Raw genomic sequence first — 19,541 nt, 5'->3', positions numbered from 1 at the left:
AAGTGGCAAAGAGTGGCGTGACAGTCAATGCCGTGGCCCCCGGCTGGATCGAAACGGGCTCGTCGAGCGCAATGGAGCGGCAAGCTGCCCTGCACACGCCACCGGCGCGGGCTGGGCGACCGGACGAGGTTGCCGCAGCGGTGGTGTTCCTGGCATCGGAAGGTGCGAGCTACGTCAACGGCGCCCTGCTGGTGGTCGACGGCGGCAACAGCCTTCAGGAGCGCAAGGGCTGAATCCGAAACGACCGGCAGCCGAAGTCCGGCCGCCAAGAATATCTGGAGAACTCGTCAACCGCTACGTCTGGGGCGAAAAGCCGATTCGTATTGCTTGAGGGCGACGGGATAACATCCCGGCCGCCCCGGAATTGGTTTGCGCAAGACCCTGTCCGACGACAAGGTTTTGCCTCGCGCTGCCCCTCAATCACCTCGCTCTTGCCTTCAAACAGCCGTCACGGAACTCGTATAAGACGGCTTCTGTGGCGGGTGAAAAGGAAGGAGGCGAACCGATATGCAGCACGAACGCGAGATCGACGCCCTGCTCTCATCCGGCGAGGCCGGATCGATCATCGATCGGCTGATGGCGCTGCCGAGGCCGACCGACGATGTGAAGAACGAATGGGATCGCGCTGTCAGCAGCCGGTTCGAAGTGCGGCTGGCGAGGCAGATGCGCTCGCAGATGGACACCGGCGGCGATCGACAGAACGCCGCTTGATTCCTCGGAACTGACCTAGCCCCGGCGCAACCTGACCGGGGCTTCGCCGAAAGCTCTTGAAAACGCTCTGGAAAACGCCGCGGCGGACGAAAATCCGGTCCGCCCGGCAATGTCGGCCATGGCCACCCTTGTGTCGACCACCAGCCGGCGCGCCGCTCCGAGCCGCAGCCTGAGATAATAGGCGCCCGGCGTCTCGCCGATCGATTTGCGAAAGATGCTTTCCAGTGTTCGCGCCGTCACCCCGGCGCGTTTGGCCACCGCGGCGATGGTCAGCGGCTGGTCGACATGGGCTTCCATCAGCCGGATCGCTTGCGCCAGCCGCGGGTCGTAGCCGTCGAGCCGGCCGAGCGAGACCAGCGGCTGCGCGTCGGTCGCGGCGCGTGCCTGGTCATAGATGAAGACGCTGGCGACATCGAGCGCCACGGCCATGCCGAGCCGGGTGCGAATCAGATGCAGCATCAGGTCGAAGGTCGGCGACGCCCCGCCCGAAGTGAAGACCGGCCCGTCGATGACGTAGCGATCGGGGCGCACGTCGACACCGGGAAAGGCCGACGAAAAATCCTCCATATCCTCCCAATGGGTGGTGGCGCTACGCCCTTCCAGCAGGCCGGCGCGGGCCACCAGCCAAGTGCCGGCCTCGACGCCGCCGCAGGCGCGCGCCGTCCGCGCCGCGCGGCGCAGGCCGGCAAGCAGGGCCGATGTGGTGTAATTCTGGGTGCCAAAGCCGGCGACGACGACCAGCATATCGGTCGGCTCCGCCGCATCGAAGCGGCCGCTGACCGCCACCGGCAGGCCGCATGTGGTGACCGGTGCCTCGCCGGTGACCGAGACCAATTTGAAATCGAACAAGGTCTCGCCGGCGATGCGGTTGGCGGCGCGCAGCGGATCGACAGCGGAGGCCACGCACATGATCGAGGCGCCGGAAAACACCAGCAGCGTCACCTTGAGCGGCGAGCGCTCGGCGCGAAAGATCGTTGGTTTTTCGCTTTTGATCATGAGGCTTTCGTAAAACGCAAAACAGTTTCCTGCAAGTAGCGCAATGTTGTGGTCTGTTTCGATTGGGAGGAAGTTCCATGCCGCTCGCGATGAACCGTGAGGTTTTCATTACCTGTGCCGTGACCGGGTCCGGCGGCTCGCAGGACCGCTCGCCGCATGTGCCGCGTTCGCCCAAGCAGATCGCAGATTCGGCGATCGATGCTGCCAAGGCCGGCGCGGCCATCGTCCACTGCCATGTGCGCGACCCCGAAACCGGCAAGCCTAGGCGCGATGTCCATCTCTACCGCGAAGTGACCGAGCGTATCCGCGCGGCAGACGTCGACGTGATCCTGAACCTCACCGCCGGGATGGGCGGCGATATGGTGTTCGGCTCGCCGGAAGCGCCATTGCCGCTCAATGAAAAAGGCACCGACATGGGCAGCGCCACCAACCGCATGGAACATGTGCGCCAGTGCCTGCCGGAGATCTGCACGCTGGATTGCGGCACCATGAATTTCGCCGAAGCCGACTATGTCATGACCAACACGCCCGGCATGCTGCGCGCCATGGGCGGCATGATGACGGCGCTCGGCGTCAAGCCGGAGATCGAAGCCTTCGACACTGGCCATCTGTGGTTCGCCAAGCAATTGGTCGAGGAAAAGGTGCTCAACGCCGATGCATTGGTGCAGCTTTGCATGGGCGTGCCGTGGGGCGCGCCGGACGACCTCAACACCTTCATGGCCATGGTCAACAATGTGCCGTCGACCTGGAACTGGTCGGCCTTTGCCATCGGCCGCAACCAGATGGCCTATGCCGCCGCTGCCGTTCTCGCTGGCGGCAATGTCCGCGTCGGGCTTGAAGACAATCTCTGGCTCGACAAGGGTGTGCTGGCGACCAATGCGCAGCTGGTCGAGCGTGCTGCCAGCATCGTCACCAATCTCGGCGCCAGGATTCTTGGGCCGGAGGAAGTGCGCAAGAAGCTGAACCTGACCAAGCGGGCGCCCATCGCCGCGTGATTTGAGGGGTGCGGAGATGACAACCGTCAAATTCACCGCGATGAAGGATGGCGACCGGGACGACTACGAATTCCTGACCGCGCATGAGATCGACTATGCGGCCAGGATCGGCGAGCGGCTGCTCGATGCGCTGGTGCAGCTCGACGAGGGCCTGTCCGGCTACAAGATCACCCGGCTCGGTCATTCGCTGCAGGCGGCGACGCGGGCCTGGCGAGACGGCGCCGATACCGACTGGATCGCCTGCGCCCTGCTGCACGACATTGGCGACATCTACGCGCCCTACAATCACGACGAATATGCCGCTTCGATCCTGAAACCCTTCGTGCGCGAGCAATGCACCTGGGTGGTGGAAAAGCATGGCGACTTCCAGCGCCTCTATTATGCCCACCATCTCGGCGGCAACCGCCATGCCCGCGACCGCTTCGCCGGCCATGTCTATTTCGACGATTGCGACCAGTTCTGCGAACGCTGGGACCAGTCGAGCTTCGACCCCGACTACGACACGCTGCCGATCGACTTCTTCCGGCCCTTCGTGCTCGAAGTCTTTGCCCGCAAGGCCTACGACGCCTCGGTAATCCGCGCCGGCGAGCGCGTGCCCCTCATCGATCCCCAAACAGCCAAGACAAGAACCGGAGCTTCCGCATGAGCATCATCAACAAGGCAGCCGCCATTGGCGGCGGTGTCATCGGCGCCGGTTGGGTGGCGCGGCTGCTGCTCAACGGCATCGACGTGTCGATCTTCGATCCAGATCCCGAGGCCTCGCGCAAGGTCTCGGAAGTGATGAAGGGAGCGCGACGCGCCTACAAGCAGATGGTTCCCGGCGGCTTGCCCAAGGAGGGCAAGCTGACCTTTGCCAAGACGATTGCCGAAGCTGTCGCCGATGCCGATTTCATCCAGGAAAGCGTGCCTGAGAGACTCGACCTCAAGCACCGCGTGCTGGCCGAGATCGACAGCCACGCTCCGGCTAATGCCATCGTCGGCTCGTCGACCTCCGGCATCAAGCCGACCGACATGCAGGTGGCGATGAAGAAGCATCCGGAGCGGCTGGTCGTCGGCCATCCCTTCAACCCGGTCTATCTCCTGCCGCTGGTCGAGATCGTCGGCGGCGAGCAGACCTTTCCCGAGGCGATCGAGGTCGCCAAGGAGATGTATGCCTCGATCGGCATGAAGCCGGTGGTGATCCGCAAGGAGATCGAAGCCTTCGTCGGCGACCGCCTGCTCGAAGCAGCATGGCGCGAGGCGCTGTGGCTGATCAAGGACGGCATCTGCACGGTCGAGGAACTCGACGACATCATGCGCTATGGCTTCGGCCTGCGCTGGGCGCAGATGGGCATGTTCCAGGTCTATCGCGTCGCCGGCGGCGAGGCCGGCATGCGCCACTTCATGGCGCAGTTCGGACCGTGCCTGAAATGGCCGTGGACCAAACTGATGGACGTGCCGGAATTCAACGACGAGCTGGTCGATCTGATCGCCATGCAGTCGGATGACCAGGCGCACGGCCTGTCGATCCGCGAGCTGGAAAAGATCCGCGACGACAATCTGGTCGCCATCATGGACGCGCTGTCGAAGCAGAACAAAGGCAAGGGCTGGGGTGCCGGCGCCTTGCACAAGGACTATACCAAGCAGCTGGCCAAGCTGGCGGCGAAGAAGCCGACCGCGTCCAAGTCGGCCGAAAAGGCCAAGGCGTTGAAGCCGGTGAAGAAGGCCGAGAAGCCGAAGAAAAAGAAGAAGGGCTGACCCCATGGATTTCGGTCTGTCGGAGGAACAGAAGCTCATCGTCGAGACGACGCGGGCTTTTGTCGAGAATGAGCTTTACCCGCATGAGCGCGAGGTCGAGCGCACCGGCGTGCTGCGCCGTGAGCTGATCGAGGAGATCAAGGTCAAGGCGATCGAAGCCGGGCTTTATGCCGCCAATATGCCGGCCGATGTCGGCGGGGCCGGCCTCGATACGGTGACCTGGCTGCTCTATGAGAAGGAACTCGGCCGCGCCAACTACGCGCTGCACTGGACCTGCGTCGCACGCCCTTCCAACATCCTTTTGGCCGGCACGCCGGAGCAGCGCGAAAAGTACCTATTCCCCTGCATTCGCGGCGAGAAATGGGATTGCCTGGCGATGACCGAGCCGGGCGCCGGCTCCGATCTGCGCGGCATGAAGGCCACCGCGGTGCAGGATGGCGACGACTGGGTGCTGAACGGCACCAAGCATTTCATCAGCCACGCCGACCTCGCCGATTTCGCCATTTGTTTCATGGCTTCGGGCGAGGAAGAAACTGCGCGCGGCAAGCGCAAGAAGATCACCGCCTTCTTTGTCGACAAGGGCACCAAGGGTTTCACGGTGCGCGACGGCTACCGCAACGTCTCGCATCGCGGCTACACCAACGCCATCCTCGAATTCGACGACTGCCGGCTCCCAGAAAGCCAGGTCCTTGGTGAAGTGCACAAGGGCTTCGAGGTCGCCAATTCATGGCTGGGCGCCACCCGCCTGCAGGTCGGCGCCACTTGCCTCGGCCGCGCCGAGCGGGCGCTTGGCCATGCCATCGAATATTCCGCGCAGCGCCAGCAGTTCGGCCAGCAGATCGGCAAGTTCCAGGGCGTCTCGTTCAAGCTCGCCGACATGGCGACCGAATTGAAGGCGGCCGACCTGATGGTGTTCGAAGCCGGCTGGAAGTACGATCAAGGCACCGTCACCGAACAGGACATGGCCATGGCCAAGCTGAAGGCCACCGAAATGCTTGCCTTTGTTGCCGACGAAGCGATCCAGATCCATGGCGGCATGGGGCTGATGGATGATCTGCCGCTGGAGCGCATCTGGCGCGACGCCCGTGTCGAACGCATCTGGGAAGGCACTTCGGAGATTCAGCGACATATTATTTCGCGGGCGCTGCTGCGTCCGTTCGGCGCTTAGAGCATGATGGCCACCAAACCGGGTTCCGGTTTTGGGGATAAGATCATGTTCAAACGAAAAGATGGCCATGCATAAACTCGAACGTCTCCTGCGCCCGAAGTCGATTGCCGTGTTCGGCGGGGCGCAAGCCGCCGCCGTCGTCGCACAGTCGATCAAGATGGGCTTTGCCGGCGAAATCTGGCCTGTGCACCCGACCAAGGACGAGGTCGCCGGTCGCAAGGCCTATCGCTCCGTCGCCGATCTTCCCGGCGCGCCCGATGCCGCCTTTGTCGGTGTAAACCGGCATCTTTCCATCGAGGTGGTCAAGGCGCTGGCCGAGCGCGGCGCCGGCGGCGCCGTCTGCTTTGCCGCCGGCTTCCTCGAAACCGAGGCCTATGACGCGGATGGCGAGCGGCTGCAGGCCGAACTGGTCGCTGCCGCGGGCGAAATGCCGATCATCGGGCCGAACTGCTACGGCCTGATCAACTACGCCGACGGCGCGCTGCTATGGCCCGACCAGCATGGCGGCATCAGGCTGCCCGAGGGCGGCCGTGGCGTCGCCATCATCACGCAGTCCTCCAACATCGCCATCAACATGACGATGCAGAAGCGCGGACTGCCGATCGCTTTCCTGATGACCGCCGGCAACCAGGCACAGACCGGCCTTTCCGAAATGGCGCTCGGGCTGATCGAGGACGACCGCGTCACCTCGCTCGGCCTGCACATCGAGGCCTTCGATTCGGTAGCCGGCTTCGAGCGGCTGGCGGCGCGGGCGCGCGAATTGAAGAAGCCGATCATCGCCATGAAGGTCGGCCGCTCCGAACAGGCACGGCAAGCGACCGTCTCACACACCGCCTCGCTGGCCGGCTCGGATGCTGCCTCCGGCGCCTTCCTGAGGCGGCTCGGCATTGCGCGCGTCGATTCCATCCCCGCCTTCATCGAGGCGCTGAAGCTGCTGCATATCACCGGGCCGCTGCCCGGCTACCGGCTGTCATCGATGAGCTGCTCGGGCGGCGAGGCATCGGTGATGGCCGACAGCGCCGAAGGCCGCTGGGTCAATTTCCCTGTACTGACCGACCAGCACCGGCGGCATGTCAAATCGACGCTCGGGCCGCTGGTCGCTGTCGCCAACCCGCTGGACTACCACACCTTCATCTGGAACAATGAGCCGGCGATGACCGCCACCTTCACCGCCATGGTGTCGGGCGGCTTCGACCTCAACATGCTGGTGCTCGACTTCCCGCGTCCCGACCGCTGTTCGGACACCGACTGGTGGGCGACTTTGCGCGCCTTCGAATCGGCGCTGAAGACCAATTCGGCGCAAGGTGCGATCGTCTCCTCGCTGCCGGAGAACCTGCCGGAGGAATACACGGCCGGACTGATGGCGCGCGGCATGGTGCCGTTGTTCGGCATTTCCGAGGCCATGGACGCGGCGCAGGCGGCTGCTTTCATCGGCTGGGCATGGAGCGAGCCCGAGGCACTGCCGATCGACACTTCGGCTTCCGGCGCGCCGGCCGGCGACCATGTCACGCCTGACGAGGCCGAAGCCAAATCGCGGTTGATCAAGGCCGGCCTGTCCGTGCCAAAGGGCGAACGCGCCGGCAATGCCGTCGAGGCGGTCATTTCATCGATGGCGCTTGGCTTTCCGGTGGCGCTGAAGGCGTTGGGCGTCACCCACAAATCCGAGCTCGGTGCGGTCACGCTCAACCTCAAGGACGCCGAATCCGTCAGCACGGCCGCCCATGATCTCTTGCCGCTCGGCACCGGCCTTTATGTCGAACGCATGGTGCGCGACGGTGTCGCCGAACTGATCGTCGGCTTCACTCGCGACCCGATGTTCGGCGCGGTGATGACGTTGGGCAGCGGCGGCGTGCTGGTTGAGTTGTTGCGCGACAGCGTCACGCTGATGCTGCCTGCAACCCGCGACGACATCGAGGCGGCGTTGCGCGGCCTCAAACTGTTCCCGCTGCTCGAGGGCTATCGCGGCCGGCCGAAAGCCGATGTCCAGGCTGCCATCGACGCCATCTCGGGCATCGCCGCCTTCGTGCAGCAGAATGCCGGCGAGATCGAGGAACTCGACATCAACCCGCTGATCGTCTGCACCGAGGGCAAGGGCGCCTGGATCGCCGACGCGCTGCTGGTGCTGGGAGAGAAGAAGAATGCCTGACGTCATTTCGACCCGCCGTGAGGGCACTATCCTCGAGGTCACGCTCGACCGGCCGAAGGCGAATGCCATCGACCTCAAGACGTCGCGCTTGATGGGTGAGACGTTCAAGGCATTCCGCGACGATCCGGAGCTTCGCGTCGCCATCGTCAAGACCGCCGGCGACAAGTTCTTCTGCGCCGGCTGGGACCTGAAGGCGGCGGCCAGCGGCGATGCGGTCGACGGCGACTATGGCGTCGGCGGGTTTGCAGGGCTGCAGGAACTGCGCGACCTCAACAAGCCGGTCATCGCCTGCGTCAACGGCATGGCGGTGGGCGGCGGCTTCGAGCTGGCACTGTCCTGCGACCTCATCTACGCCTCCGACCATTCCTCCTTCGCGCTGCCGGAAATCCGCGCCGGCACGCTGGCGGATGCGGCGACGATCAAGCTGCCGAAGCGAATTCCCTACCACGTCGCCATGGACCTTTTGCTGACCGGCCGCTGGATGGATGTCGCGGAGGCGCATCGCTGGGGCCTGGTCAACGAGGTGCTGCCCAAGGACAAGCTCGAGGACCGCGTCTGGGAGATCGCCCGGCTGCTAGCCAGCGGCCCGCCGCTGGTCTTTGCCGCAATCAAGGAAACGGCAAGGGTGGCGGAATCACTGACCTTCCAGGAGGCGATGAACAAGGTGACGCGCCGCCAGTTGCCGACGGTCGATGTGCTCTACGGCTCCGAAGACGGTATGGAGGGTTTTCGTGCCTTCGCCGAAAAGCGCGAGCCGGTGTGGAAGGGGAAGTGAGCCACTTTACCCTCCCCTCGATGGGGAGGGTCGGACCGAAGGTCCGGGGTGGGGTGACGCGCCGCTACCCCCACATCGCGGGACCTCCCCCATCATGGGGGAGGTAAAGGAGTCCCATGACCGACTACACAAAACTGATCGACGCCGAGACCTGGGCCTTCATCGAGCGCACCAATTCCTATTATCCACCGGATACGATCGACTACACGATCGCTGAGCAGCGCGGCATCTACGACCGCCTTTGTCGCGAGTTCTTTGCCGGCTATCCCGAAAGCGTGACGGCGCAGACCACTGTCACTGCCACACCGTCGCACGACATCCCGATCCGCATCTATCGGACGGCGGCGCCGCAGTCGGCGGCGATGGTGCTTTACTTCCATGGCGGCGGTTTCATCCTCGGCGGGCTCGACAGCCATGACGATGTCTGCGCCGAGCTTTGCGCCCGCACCGGCTATGAGGTGGTTTCGGTCGACTACCGACTGGCGCCCGAGCATCGTCACCCCGCCGCTTTCAATGACGTCATCAGCGCCTTCGAATGGGCAGCGACCAGTTACAAGCACCCAATCCTGCTGTGCGGCGACAGCGCCGGCGGCAATCTCGCCGCTGCCGTCAGCCACGCGACGCGCGGTCACCCGCGCAAACCGATCGGCCAGGTGCTGGTCTATCCCGGCCTTGGCGGCGACCGCTCTGGCGCCTCCTATACGGCTCACGCCGAGGCGCCGATGCTGACGCTGCGCGACCTCGACTTCTACAAGGATATCCGCAGCGGCGGTGGCGACCGCAGCGATGACGCAACGCTGGCCCCGCTTGCCGACACCGATTTCTCCGATCTGCCGCCGACAGTGCTGATCACCGCAGAGTGCGATCCGCTGTCATCCGACGGCGAGGCCTATCGCGACCGCATCGTTGCGGCCGGCGGGCGCGCCATCTGGCTCGAGGAGCCGGGGCTGGTGCATGGCTATCTCAGGGCCAGGCACACGGTCGGCCGGGCGCGTGCCAGCTTTACCCGCATCACGGACGCAGTGTCGGCGCTCGGCAAGGGCGAATGGGTCTGGTGACAGCCCGCCTCAGCCGCGGACAAACCTTATCAGCGCCGCTCCCATGCGGTCGTTGAATTCCTGGCGAAAGCGGTTCTGCTTTAGCCAGTCGGGGTTGGAGCCGACGGTCTTGTTGGCGTCGACGACGATGCCCTTGCCGTCGACGATGAAATAGTCGATCGCGCCAAAATCGAGCCCGAGCCGCTGCCTCACCGCCAGCACCTCCGGCGGAACAGGGCCGCCCTCTTCGTTGCTGAGGATTTTCGACCCGGCGCACAGCACGTCGTTGTAGACCTGCCGCATATTGACCTCGGCATCGAGCAGGAACATGTAGCGATGCTTGACGATCGGCAGGTCGAGGTTGTGAAAGGCGAATTTCTCGACCATCAGCCGATCGTCTGACCAGACCCCCGCCGGAACCTGTCCCATGGTCTCGTAGACGCGATAGGGCGGACACAGGCGTTGCTTGTAGCCGGGCTCGAAGGTCTTGCGGACGAAATGCGCCGTCCGTGTCCAACGATTGCGGTACTGCCGCCAGCGCAGTTCGGGCCGGCCCTTGCTGTTGAGCACTGTCTTGACGACGACCGGACCGGAATGGCTGTCGCCTGCCTTCAGCCTCAGCGTCGAATAGAGGTGCCGGTGGATGGACAGCGCACGGCCGTTGATGGTGCGGTCGTAGAGCTCAGGGATGTCGTGGTAGAGTTGCGGCACTTCGGTCAGGTCGATGTGCAGCAGGGCCGCCGGCGCCCTATCAGCACGCGCCGGCCTGTCGAACACGCGCACCGTCATGCCAGCCTGCTGCAGATAGGGCAGCAGCGACTGGACGGAATACTCCTCGCCTGAGCGAAAATTGCCCAGGCTCTCCACATAGACATCAAGATCCGCGCGCATTGCCAGAGCGCTAGAGCCCGTTCCATCCCGACAGAATCGGGATGGGGGCTCTATCTCTTTGTTTGAGCATGATCTTTTCCAAAAAACGGATTCCACTTTTCGGGATGATGCCTAGTCCTGGATGTCGACACTCGAGAAGTCGTGATGATCGAACGGGTCCATCACGTAGCCCTTGACGCGTTCGCGCATCGGTACCGACACAACCGAATGGGCGATCACCACCCATGGCGTCTGCTCCCTGAAAATCTGCTGCGCCTGCGCATAGAGTTTTGCGCGGGCATCGGGATCGACGATCCCAGCTGCCTGCTTGAGCAAGTCGTCGAAAGCGGGAAAACACCAATTGGCACGATTGGTGGCGCCGACACCGGCGCAGCCGAGCGGCACGGAAAGGAAATTGTCGGGATCGCCATTGTCGCCGGTGAAGCCGAACAGCATGGCGCCGTCGCGGTCGAGTGCCTTTGAGCGAGCGAGGTATTCGACCCATTCATAGGTGACGACCTCCACGGTGACGCCAATCTTTGCCAGATCCGACTGGATCATTTCGGCCATGCGCTGCGCATTCGGGTTGTACGGACGCTGCACCGGCATCGCCCAGACCTTCATATGCAGATCCTTTACGCCGGCGGCAGCGAGCGCCTGCCGGGCAGCTGCAGGATCGAAAACAGCGTCAAGGGTCGACGCGTCATAGGCCCAGGACGTCGGCGGAAGCGGGTTGCGCGCGACCTTGCCGGTGCCGCGGAACACCGCGTCGACAAGCGCCTGCTTGTCGATCGCCATGTCGATGGCCTTTCTGACGCGGGGATCGTCGAAGGGCTTCTGCAAGGTGTTGAAAGCGAGATAGCCGGTGTTCAGGCCTTCCTGCTGCATCACCTCGATGCCAGGCGTCGCCTTGATCGCCTCGAGATCGGCTGGATTGGGATAAGGCATGACATCGCACTCGCCGGCGCGCAGCTTCTCCATGCGGACGTTGGCGTCGGTGGAGATGGCGAAGACGAGGTCATCGATCTTTGGCCGGCCGCGCCAGTAGTCGGGATTGGCCTTGTAGCGGATGACCGCATCCTGCTGGTAATCGACGAGCTGGAACGGGCCCGTTCCGACCGGCTTCACCGCCAGATCGAGCGGCCGTTTTTCGGCCAGCAGCCTGTCGGCATATTCCTTTGAAACGATCGAGGCAAAATCCATCGCCAGACTGGCAAGCATCGGCGCATTCGGCGCCTTGAGCGTCATGACGACGGTATAGTCGTCGAGCTTGCGCCATCCGTCCACGAGGCGCGGCATGCCCATACCGTCAAAGTAGGTGTAGGGGCGGTTGGCATAGTTGTGGAACGGATTCTGCGCATTTTCCTGACGGTCCAGGGTGAACAGGACGTCGTCGGCGTTGAAGTCGCGGCTCGGCGTAAAGCCGTCGATGGTGTGAAACTTGACGCCATGGCGCAGATGGAACGTGTAGGTGAGGCCGTCGTCGGAAACCTCCCATTTTTCCGCCAGGCCGGGGCGCACTTTGGTGGTGCCCGGCTCGAACTCGACGATGCGGTTGTAGAGCGTGGTGGCGGAGGCGTCGCGGGTGCCGGAAGCGAGCGCCGGATCGAACGTATCGGGACTGGCCTCGGTGCAATAGACCAGGGTCTTGGCCAAGGATTGATGGGCCGGCAACGCGACCAGAAGAAGCGTCGTCGCGAACAAAACAAAGCGCTTGCTTGTCATGATACCCCCCCAGGGTTGGATGACGCTAGCAGAAGCCGGCACTGACGGTAAGTAAGCCTGCCAGTGTTTCGCGCCGAGCTGATTTCCATCCTGAGTTGCCTGACACAAGGAATTAGTCGCCGCTTCTGTGAAATGGCAAACAGACCCAGCCGCCGCTTGCATGAACCTTTCCGCTCCAGCCTGCGACTGACGACCAGGTGCCGCATGGTGCGGCCCGGAAAGGAAAGTCCGCCATGACCAGAAACCCAGAGACTCCACGGTCTCCGGGAACAACAGGAGCTCAGCGCGATCACCGCCTTCGGGAACGGGTGGACGCGCTGGGCTTCTCGCTGATTCCGTTGACCCTGCGGAAGAGCAGGCGTATCGTGAATGTGAGGAAAGCTGACAATTCGATCGGGGACGAACGAGCCGGAACGCCGCGCCTATCCCTGATTCGCGCGGCAAAGCTGGGCGTTTCTCCCGTAGGCTACGGGGGTAGTTTCATGTCTGGCAACCACGGCTCGTTCGTGTCCAACACTGCTGGCCGCTGGCGCCACGCAATCCAAATATCCAGTGGTCTCGTGGCACTGGCGCTGGCCGCCAGTCTTTGGCTCGGCAGCCCTGCCCAGGCGCAGGATCAGCAAACCCAGATCATCTATCCCGGCTCGATGGCGGTGACCGGATTTTCCGGCACCATCATTCCCGGTTTCGAGGAAGGCCTGCCGCCGGGTGTCGATCCGGTCGACGAAACCTTTATCGACACGACGCGCGCAACCTTGCGCATTTTCGACGTTTCGGCGCTGGGCGGGCCGGCCTCCGGGCAGCTCGTCAACACACCGCCGCCCTTCGAGGTGACGGCCGAGCAGATCGGCCAGGTGTTCGGCATCACCTATGATGACGGCGTGCGCGACGGTGTCCCCTCCGGCATTCCAAACCTCTATGCCGGCGCCACTTCGCTGCACGGCATCCGCATCGTCACCCCTGACGAAGACGCGGACGGCCGCCCGGAGCGGCAGCGCCGCGGCACCCCAGGCGCCACCTTCATGGACGGCCAGTTCGGCACCGAAAACGGCGGCGGACCGGGCACGATCTGGAAGATCGACGGTATATCAGGCGCCGTTTCGAAATTCTCCGACATCGACACCAACAGCGGTCCCGGCATTGGCGACGTCAGCTTCGACAGCATCCATCGCCAGTTCTTTGCGTCGGACCTCGACACCGGCCTCATCCACCGCATCGACGCCAACGGCACCCTGATCGACACGTTCGATCACGGTGTTGACGGACGCCCGGCGCACGGGCTCGCCCCGCTCGCCGACGATGGCTCGGTGATGGACATACAGGGGGCTGCCTTCGATTCGGAAGACCCTGACACATGGGGCTATACGCAGGACGAGCGCCGTGTCTGGTCCGTCGCCTATCATGGCGGCCGGCTCTATTATTCGGTCGGCGAAAAGGCCGAGATCTGGTCGGTGGGCATTGCCCGCGACGGCAGCTTTGCCGGCGACCCGCGCTGGGAACTGACGGTCAGTGCCGACAAGGACTATGCAGTCACCGATATTGCCTTCGACAATAACGGCTTCATGTACCTGGCCCAGCGCGGCCCTGTGGAAAACCGCTACGACTACAGCCAGTTCGCCGATTCCGGCAAAGGCGAGGTCATCCGTTACTGGCTCGAAAATCCGGACGATCCGGCGACGGAATCGGTCTGGGTGGAAGTGCCGCAGGAATATGCGGTCGGCTTCCCGCAAGGCAACCGGCAGTCGGCCGGCGGCCTCGACCTGCAATATGGCTATGATGCCGACGGCAATCTCGACACCGGTGTGTGCACGCAGACGCTGGTCAACACCGGCGACAAGCTGCGCGACAACCCGGCACTTGCCGAACAGCTCGCCGCCGGCGGGCCTCTGGCCGTGCACGGCGTGCAGATCACGCCGAAGGAACTGGTCAAGCCGGCTAACGTGCCGCCGTTCGGCTCGTGGTTCGTCGACTTCGACGGCTATTTCGAAGACCCCGAGGTCGAAGGCCATGTCGGCGACGTCGAGGTCTGGCACCCCTGCGAGGGCCGTGCCGGCTACTATGAGGAAATACCGGGCGGCTATCTGCCACCTTTCTATCCGCCGGACTTCCCGCCCCCCGGCGACCTGCCTCCTTGCCTCGATATCGACGACGTCCAGTACTACTGCACGCCGTCGGGCCTCGAGGCCGACCTCTATCTCCATGACCATGCCGGCTTTGGCGGCGATTCGATCAAGGCTCAGTCGAGGACACCAGGCGTCGGGGTGACATCATCCCAATCGCACGTTCCCGGCGCGCCCTACACGGTCAACATCACCGGCCATTACCCTGGTGACACTGTCGATGTCGGGCTCTGCTTCTACAGGCAGTCCGACCGGGACAAGGGTGGCTACTACCCTTGCTGCAAGATGACCGTGCCGCTCAGAACGCCAGCAATCAGCTGTGAACGTTGAGGAGGGGAAGATGAACATTTCAATCCTCTCCCCGCTCGCAAACAGCAATCAATCAACCGTCATGGAGACGATCATGAAACCCCTGTCATACGCCAGGCGCGGCGCGCGCTGGCTGATGGCGGCCGGTATCGCGGTCGCTCTCGCGCCCGCCCTACCGGCTGTCGCCGCCCAGAACATCCAGGCGACCAGCCCGGATGTCCAACTCCAGCTCGACAATCCGCGCGTCGTCAATCCGAGGCCGGACCGGGTTATCCCTTTCTTCACGAAGAAAGGCACTCAAAGAGGCTGTGACTACGTCGTCTATTCGCTGAGCTTCGGCTTGCGCGGCGGCCCGGAGAGTTTTGCCGACCCAAGCTTCGTGGCCCGGCTAAAGAAACTCCAGCTCGACTTCAAGGACCAGCTTCCGCACGGCCTTGCGATCGTCAATGTCAACGTGTCCGGCGACGGCACGGATGCGTCCGGCGGACCGCTGCCGGGTGCAACGATCAGCACCTCGGCTAGCCCGAACGATACGGCGACAGTTTCCGATTTCCGGATTTCCGCCACCCATCTCGACGGCGCTGGCGCACCCAACGAGCGCGTCATCAACTTCAGGATCACCGCCAAGATCGACCATGCGGCGTTTCCCTCGCCGACGATCGTCGACAACCAGGGTATGATCAAGGTAACCAATGGGGTCGGCACCGGGATCATCATCCCATCGCAGGATCCGAACAAGCCTGACGACGGCGACTATCTCACCGGTGAAAAGACCTCGATCAAGATCGACGTCACCAAATGCGAACCACCGCCACCACCTCCCGGCAAGGAATGCTTCAAGGTGGAACGCGGCACGGTCGATTGCGTGCCCGGTGGCGGCGCCTTCATCTACCACATGCCGGTCGGCCCGGAGATGGGCGGCAAGTGGGTGCAGGTTTCGACGACGACACCCGGCATCACCATCATCCCCGACACGCAGTTGGTGCCGGCAGGCGGCGGTGTGCTCAACTGGAAGATCGTCGGCGCATCGCCCGGCGACGTCATCCACCTCATCGTCACCGGCATCGAAACCTATGCCGGCCCGAAGGAGGGCTGGGGCCTGTGCTGCACGCAGACGATCGAAATCGTCATTCCGCGTGACCTCAGATGCCCGCCCGGCAAGGAGCCGGACCTCAAGGTCGAGAAGCGCGCCGACGTGACGCGTTGCACGATGGGCGGTGGCTGCGACTTCACCATCCGGGTCACCAATGTCGGCACAGGCCCTTATCACGGCAAGATCGTGCTCGACGAAGTGACGCTGCCGGCCGGCTCCACCCTCGATTCGGGGCCGAACCCGCCCTGGGTCTGCGTGCCCGGAACCACGCCGATGATTTGCACCTATCCGGTGACCACGCTCAACCCGGGGGCCTTCGTCGACCTCAAGCTCGGCTTCAAGCCGGCCGGAGGCTGGCAAGGCAAGGTGTTACGCAACTGCGCCACCTACAATTATCCGGCCAGCGGCAAGCCGCTGTTCGGCAGCCAGCAAAACGACAGGGGCTGCGCCTCGATCCCGATCTGCCGGCGTGGCGATCGCGACCGCGACTGCCAGCCGCCGGTCGAGAAGAAGGTCGACCTGATCCTGAAGAAGCGTGCCCGCATCCCGGTCTGTACGGCCGACGGCATCTGCTACTTCGTGATCGACATCCTCAATAACGGCAGCGTCCCCTATGTCGGGCCGCTGACGGTTGTCGACACCTACCCGGGCGGCGCGCCGGCATCCTCGACGTTCGGCCCGAGCCCGCCCTGGGCCTGCGGACCGAACGGCCCCGGCCAGTTCCGCTGCGACAATGCCGGCATCGTGCTGCTGCCGGGCGCCTCGACGGCGATCGTCGTCAAGGCGGTGATGCCGGCCGGCTACCAGTCGGACACGGTGGAGAACTGCGCCGCGGTGAAGCCCATCCCCGGTGAGGTCGACCTCACCAACAACAAGGCCTGCGCCAAGGAACGCTTCCGTCATCCCAATGGCGGCAAGCCGACCCTGCGCATCACCAAGGTGTGCAACGGCTCGCTGGCCGGTGCGGCGGTCATCTCTTGCCGCATCACCGTCATCAGCCTTGGCACCGCAGCCCCCACCGGTCCGGTGCGGGTCAACGATGCCGCCAAGCTGGTGGCCGGCGGAGCGCCCGTCCAGATCCAGACCGTCACCCCTGACGGCGCGGAATGGGCGTGCGGACCGGTTCCGGCCAATGCGCTGTCGTGCCAGATTCCCGGCGCCGTGATGACGCCCGGAACCAGCCGCCACTTCGACGTGACGGTCTCGGCCAATGGCGAGTTCGAGAACTGCGCACGCGGCTCCTATGGCCCGGCTCCGGGAGACGACATCGTCTATCCGATTGGCCAGGCCTGCGCCAAGGGCGGCGGTGCCTCGACGATCCGCGTCGAAAAGACCGGCGACAGCGAATGCAAGCCCGGTCAACCCTGCTCGTTCGAGATCACCATCACGAATGACGGGACGAGCCCCTTCTCCGGTCCGGTTCGCATCGGTGATGCGATCGGCGTGGAAGGCCTCGGCAGGCTGGAAGGCGTTGAGATCACCTCGATCGACCCGCCCTTCGGCTGCTCGCCGGAGCCGACAACCTTGCCGTTGTCCTGCATTGCCAACCTGACGCTCGGCGCCGGGGAAAGCCACGTCCACACGATGACCGTGGTTATTCCCGACGACGGCCGCCTGGCCAATCCGCAAGGCAGCGTCAATGGCCGGAACTGCGTCGGCGTGCTGTCTCCCGACACCAAGGTGCAAGGCGGTGGCGACGTGCTGCCGCGCGATGCGACCAACGTGCAGGGCGACCGCGGCAAGGCCTATGCCTGCCACCCCTTCAGCATCAAGAACGAGGTGAAGAAGGAGTGCTCGGCGGGCTTCGTCATGAACGATGCCGGCAGGTGCGTCTGCCCGAAAGGCACGACGTTCCGCAACGGCCAGTGCTCGCCCGACGGCGGCGTCATCGTCGAGCCGAAGCCAAAGCCCTGCGTACTGCTCAAGGGCCAGATCCGCACCGAGGACGGACGCTGTGTCTGTCCGCGCGGAACCGAGCTCGAGAACGGCGCCTGCGTCAGGATCGACAAACCGGAGCAGTGCACCATTCGCGGCCAGATCCACGACGCCAATGGCGATTGTGTCTGCCCGCGGGGTACGGAAGTGCGCGACGGCGCCTGCCGCAAGAAGCGGCCCGAGGTGGAGCAGTGCACCATCCGTGGTCAGATCCACGACGCCAACGGCGATTGCGTCTGCCCGAGAGGTACGGAAGTGATCGACGGCGCCTGCCGCAAGAAGAGGCCCGAGGTGGAGCAGTGCACCATCCGTGGCCAGATCCACGACGCCAACGGCAATTGCGTTTGCCCGAGGGGTACGGAAGTGAGCGACGGCGCCTGCCGCAAGAAGAGGCCCGAGGTGGAGCAGTGCACCATCCGTGGCCAGGTCCACGACGCCAACGGCAATTGTGTTTGCCCGCGGGGTACGGAAGTGAGCGACGGCGCCTGCCGGCGCAAGCAGCCTGTCGTGGAGCAATGCCAGATACGCGGCCAGGTCCACAACAAGCGCGGCGAGTGTGTCTGTCCGCGTGGCACCCAGGTGATCGACGGCGCCTGCCGCAAGCCACAGGCGGAATGCGCGCCGGGCTCGCATATGGTCGGCGGACAGTGCGAGCCGATCATCACAATTCGGCGCTGCCCGGAGGGGACCATTGGACGGTTCCCGAACTGCAAGCCGATCCGCAGGACGCTGGGGGTCGATCCGACCCAACTGCTGAACCCGAATGTCCTGCAGCAGCTCCTGCCGACGCGCAAGCCGCAGGTGGATCTGCAGCAAGACCCGGCAAGCAATAACATCCAGACCTTCAAGCCGTAATCTTGCGCACCAAGACCAGAACCCCGCCGGAGCAGTCCGGCGGGGTTTTTCTTGGGCCTCGGCGCCTGGAAGGGAACCTGCACTCTTCGCGCTTGTTTGCATACCGGCACACTCGACAAGTCAGCTCCGGAACATTAGGCAGTCGATCAGGTGCCTCGAAACAAGGGCTCGGAAAGGCCTCATCATGAGCAAGAAGACCCTGATCGCGCCATCGGTGCTGGCGTCGGATTTTTCGAAACTCGGCGACGAGGTAGAGGCGGTGGTGGCGGCCGGCGCCGACTGGGTCCATCTCGACGTCATGGACGGGCACTTCGTGCCCAACATCACCTTCGGTCCGCCGGTGATCAAGGCGATCCGCAACCGCACCAAGGCCTTCTTCGACTGCCATTTGATGATCGCGCCGGCCGACCCTTATCTGGCGGCCTTCGCCGAGGCCGGCTGCGACGGCATCACCGTGCATGCCGAGGCCGGACCGCATCTCGATCGCTCGCTGCAGACGATCCGCAATCTCGGCAAGAAAGCCGGTGTTTCGCTCAACCCGGCAACGCCGGAAGCGATGATCGAATATGTGCTCGACCGGCTCGATCTGATCCTGATCATGACCGTCAACCCCGGTTTCGGCGGCCAGGCCTTCATTCCCGGCATCGTCGACAAGGTGAAGCGGGTGAAGGCGCTGATCGGCAATCGGCCGATCCGCATCGAGATCGACGGCGGCGTTTCGCCTGAAACCGCGCCCCTCGTCACCGCCGCCGGCGCCGACGTGCTGGTGGCGGGTGCCGCCATCTTCAAGGGCGGCAGCGTCGAGGCCTATCGGGCAAACATCGAGGCGATCAGAGCAGCAGCGGACCAGGCTGTCGGCTGAGCTTTGGGTCGAGAATAAATCACGAACAATTATGAATTCGCTGCCGGGTATCGTGGCACCCGACGCGCGGCTGTACAAAGTTTCTTGTGAAGAACATGATTTTCACCACAGTCGTTACTTGGCAGAGCCTGACAGGGCGACCCTTCCTCTTAAAGTACAATATCGTGATCTTTCGCTTGGGTGCGGAAGCCTGACACGGTATAGTAC

The 19,541-nt window shown here is 63.9% G+C and carries 15 protein-coding genes; 12 read left to right on the top strand and 3 right to left on the bottom strand.

The features are described from left to right. Both AC1DXN_RS15695 and AC1DXN_RS15690 read left to right on the top strand, forming a co-directional pair. On the top strand, positions 1 to 233 hold a 233-nt coding region (locus tag AC1DXN_RS15695; RefSeq protein ID WP_477421588.1), incomplete at its 5' end, for an SDR family oxidoreductase. Positions 234 to 507: 274 nt separating this feature from the next. After that, positions 508 to 711: a hypothetical protein gene (locus AC1DXN_RS15690; RefSeq protein WP_477274483.1), complete on the top strand. Its 204-nt coding sequence runs from the start codon at positions 508 to 510 to the stop codon at positions 709 to 711. Positions 712 to 726: 15 nt separating this feature from the next. On the opposite strand, the gene AC1DXN_RS15685 is transcribed toward AC1DXN_RS15690, so the two are convergent. After that, on the bottom strand, positions 727 to 1,707 hold the full coding sequence (locus AC1DXN_RS15685; RefSeq protein WP_477240898.1) for a GlxA family transcriptional regulator: 981 nt from the start codon (positions 1,705 to 1,707) through the stop codon (positions 727 to 729). 77 nt (positions 1,708 to 1,784) lie between these two features. On the opposite strand from AC1DXN_RS15685, the gene bcoG reads away from it, so the two are divergent. The 7 genes from bcoG (at position 1,785) to AC1DXN_RS15650 (ending at position 9,586) form a co-directional block, all read left to right on the top strand. After that, positions 1,785 to 2,702 carry a 3-dehydrocarnitine:acetyl-CoA trimethylamine transferase BcoG gene (gene bcoG, locus AC1DXN_RS15680; RefSeq protein WP_477240896.1) on the top strand — a complete coding sequence of 306 codons (918 nt, stop codon included), beginning with the start codon at positions 1,785 to 1,787 and terminating at the stop codon, positions 2,700 to 2,702. Positions 2,703 to 2,718: 16 nt separating this feature from the next. After that, on the top strand, positions 2,719 to 3,348 hold the full coding sequence (locus AC1DXN_RS15675; RefSeq protein ID WP_477274481.1) for an HD domain-containing protein: 630 nt from the start codon (positions 2,719 to 2,721) through the stop codon (positions 3,346 to 3,348). Then, complete coding sequence (locus AC1DXN_RS15670) at positions 3,345 to 4,439, top strand: carnitine 3-dehydrogenase (RefSeq protein WP_477274479.1); 1,095 nt, start codon at positions 3,345 to 3,347, stop codon at positions 4,437 to 4,439. Before AC1DXN_RS15675 ends, AC1DXN_RS15670 begins: the two co-directional genes overlap by 4 nt. Before the next feature lie 4 nt (positions 4,440 to 4,443). Continuing rightward, positions 4,444 to 5,607 carry an acyl-CoA dehydrogenase family protein gene (locus AC1DXN_RS15665; protein ID WP_477240890.1) on the top strand — a complete coding sequence of 388 codons (1,164 nt, stop codon included), beginning with the start codon at positions 4,444 to 4,446 and terminating at the stop codon, positions 5,605 to 5,607. A 67-nt stretch (positions 5,608 to 5,674) separates the two neighbouring features. Then, positions 5,675 to 7,753 carry an acetate--CoA ligase family protein gene (locus tag AC1DXN_RS15660; RefSeq protein ID WP_477274477.1) on the top strand — a complete coding sequence of 693 codons (2,079 nt, stop codon included), beginning with the start codon at positions 5,675 to 5,677 and terminating at the stop codon, positions 7,751 to 7,753. After that, a complete protein-coding gene (locus AC1DXN_RS15655) occupies positions 7,746 to 8,528 on the top strand; it encodes a carnitinyl-CoA dehydratase (RefSeq protein WP_477274475.1) in 783 nt (260 codons plus the stop codon). Before AC1DXN_RS15660 ends, AC1DXN_RS15655 begins: the two co-directional genes overlap by 8 nt. Before the next feature lie 116 nt (positions 8,529 to 8,644). Further along, positions 8,645 to 9,586, top strand: a complete 942-nt coding sequence (locus AC1DXN_RS15650; RefSeq protein ID WP_477274474.1) for an alpha/beta hydrolase — start codon at positions 8,645 to 8,647, stop codon at positions 9,584 to 9,586. Positions 9,587 to 9,595: 9 nt separating this feature from the next. On the opposite strand, the gene AC1DXN_RS15645 is transcribed toward AC1DXN_RS15650, so the two are convergent. Beyond that, positions 9,596 to 10,456 (bottom strand): hypothetical protein, encoded by an 861-nt coding sequence (locus AC1DXN_RS15645; protein WP_477240881.1) that lies wholly within the window; start codon positions 10,454 to 10,456, stop codon positions 9,596 to 9,598. Between the two features lie 111 nt (positions 10,457 to 10,567). Beyond that, positions 10,568 to 12,160, bottom strand: a complete 1,593-nt coding sequence (locus AC1DXN_RS15640) for an ABC transporter substrate-binding protein (RefSeq protein ID WP_477274472.1) — start codon at positions 12,158 to 12,160, stop codon at positions 10,568 to 10,570. Positions 12,161 to 12,642: 482 nt separating this feature from the next. Between AC1DXN_RS15640 and AC1DXN_RS15635 the strand changes: the two genes are divergently transcribed. From AC1DXN_RS15635 to rpe, 3 genes are all read left to right on the top strand, one after another. Beyond that, a complete protein-coding gene (locus AC1DXN_RS15635; protein WP_477274470.1) occupies positions 12,643 to 14,610 on the top strand; it encodes a hypothetical protein in 1,968 nt (655 codons plus the stop codon). A 10-nt stretch (positions 14,611 to 14,620) separates the two neighbouring features. Further along, positions 14,621 to 18,472 carry a DUF7929 domain-containing protein gene (locus AC1DXN_RS15630; RefSeq protein ID WP_477274468.1) on the top strand — a complete coding sequence of 1,284 codons (3,852 nt, stop codon included), beginning with the start codon at positions 14,621 to 14,623 and terminating at the stop codon, positions 18,470 to 18,472. 184 nt (positions 18,473 to 18,656) lie between these two features. Then, positions 18,657 to 19,334, top strand: coding sequence for a ribulose-phosphate 3-epimerase (gene rpe, locus AC1DXN_RS15625; RefSeq protein WP_477274466.1), 678 nt, complete (start codon positions 18,657 to 18,659; stop codon positions 19,332 to 19,334). Positions 19,335 to 19,541 lie beyond the last annotated feature (207 nt).

Source organism: Mesorhizobium sp. P2_H9 (assembly GCF_056403215.1).
Note: the sequence above shows the minus strand (reverse complement) of the source record. Positions and strands in the feature narration are given on the sequence as shown.

Excerpts from the sequence above, each read along its gene's own strand:
- AC1DXN_RS15630 (WP_477274468.1), top strand. The coding sequence starts at position 14,621 with ATGAACATTTCAATCCTCTCCCCGCTCGCAAACAGCAATCAATCAACC.
- AC1DXN_RS15655 (WP_477274475.1), top strand. The coding sequence starts at position 7,746 with ATGCCTGACGTCATTTCGACCCGCCGTGAGGGCACTATCCTCGAGGTC.
- AC1DXN_RS15690 (WP_477274483.1), top strand. The coding sequence starts at position 508 with ATGCAGCACGAACGCGAGATCGACGCCCTGCTCTCATCCGGCGAGGCC.
- AC1DXN_RS15635 (WP_477274470.1), top strand. The coding sequence starts at position 12,643 with ATGTCTGGCAACCACGGCTCGTTCGTGTCCAACACTGCTGGCCGCTGG.
- AC1DXN_RS15675 (WP_477274481.1), top strand. The coding sequence starts at position 2,719 with ATGACAACCGTCAAATTCACCGCGATGAAGGATGGCGACCGGGACGAC.
- AC1DXN_RS15670 (WP_477274479.1), top strand. The coding sequence starts at position 3,345 with ATGAGCATCATCAACAAGGCAGCCGCCATTGGCGGCGGTGTCATCGGC.
- AC1DXN_RS15640 (WP_477274472.1), bottom strand. The coding sequence starts at position 12,160 with ATGACAAGCAAGCGCTTTGTTTTGTTCGCGACGACGCTTCTTCTGGTC.
- AC1DXN_RS15650 (WP_477274474.1), top strand. The coding sequence starts at position 8,645 with ATGACCGACTACACAAAACTGATCGACGCCGAGACCTGGGCCTTCATC.
- AC1DXN_RS15665 (WP_477240890.1), top strand. The coding sequence starts at position 4,444 with ATGGATTTCGGTCTGTCGGAGGAACAGAAGCTCATCGTCGAGACGACG.
- AC1DXN_RS15645 (WP_477240881.1), bottom strand. The coding sequence starts at position 10,456 with ATGCGCGCGGATCTTGATGTCTATGTGGAGAGCCTGGGCAATTTTCGC.
- rpe (WP_477274466.1), top strand. The coding sequence starts at position 18,657 with ATGAGCAAGAAGACCCTGATCGCGCCATCGGTGCTGGCGTCGGATTTT.
- AC1DXN_RS15685 (WP_477240898.1), bottom strand. The coding sequence starts at position 1,707 with ATGATCAAAAGCGAAAAACCAACGATCTTTCGCGCCGAGCGCTCGCCG.
- bcoG (WP_477240896.1), top strand. The coding sequence starts at position 1,785 with ATGCCGCTCGCGATGAACCGTGAGGTTTTCATTACCTGTGCCGTGACC.
- AC1DXN_RS15660 (WP_477274477.1), top strand. The coding sequence starts at position 5,675 with ATGCATAAACTCGAACGTCTCCTGCGCCCGAAGTCGATTGCCGTGTTC.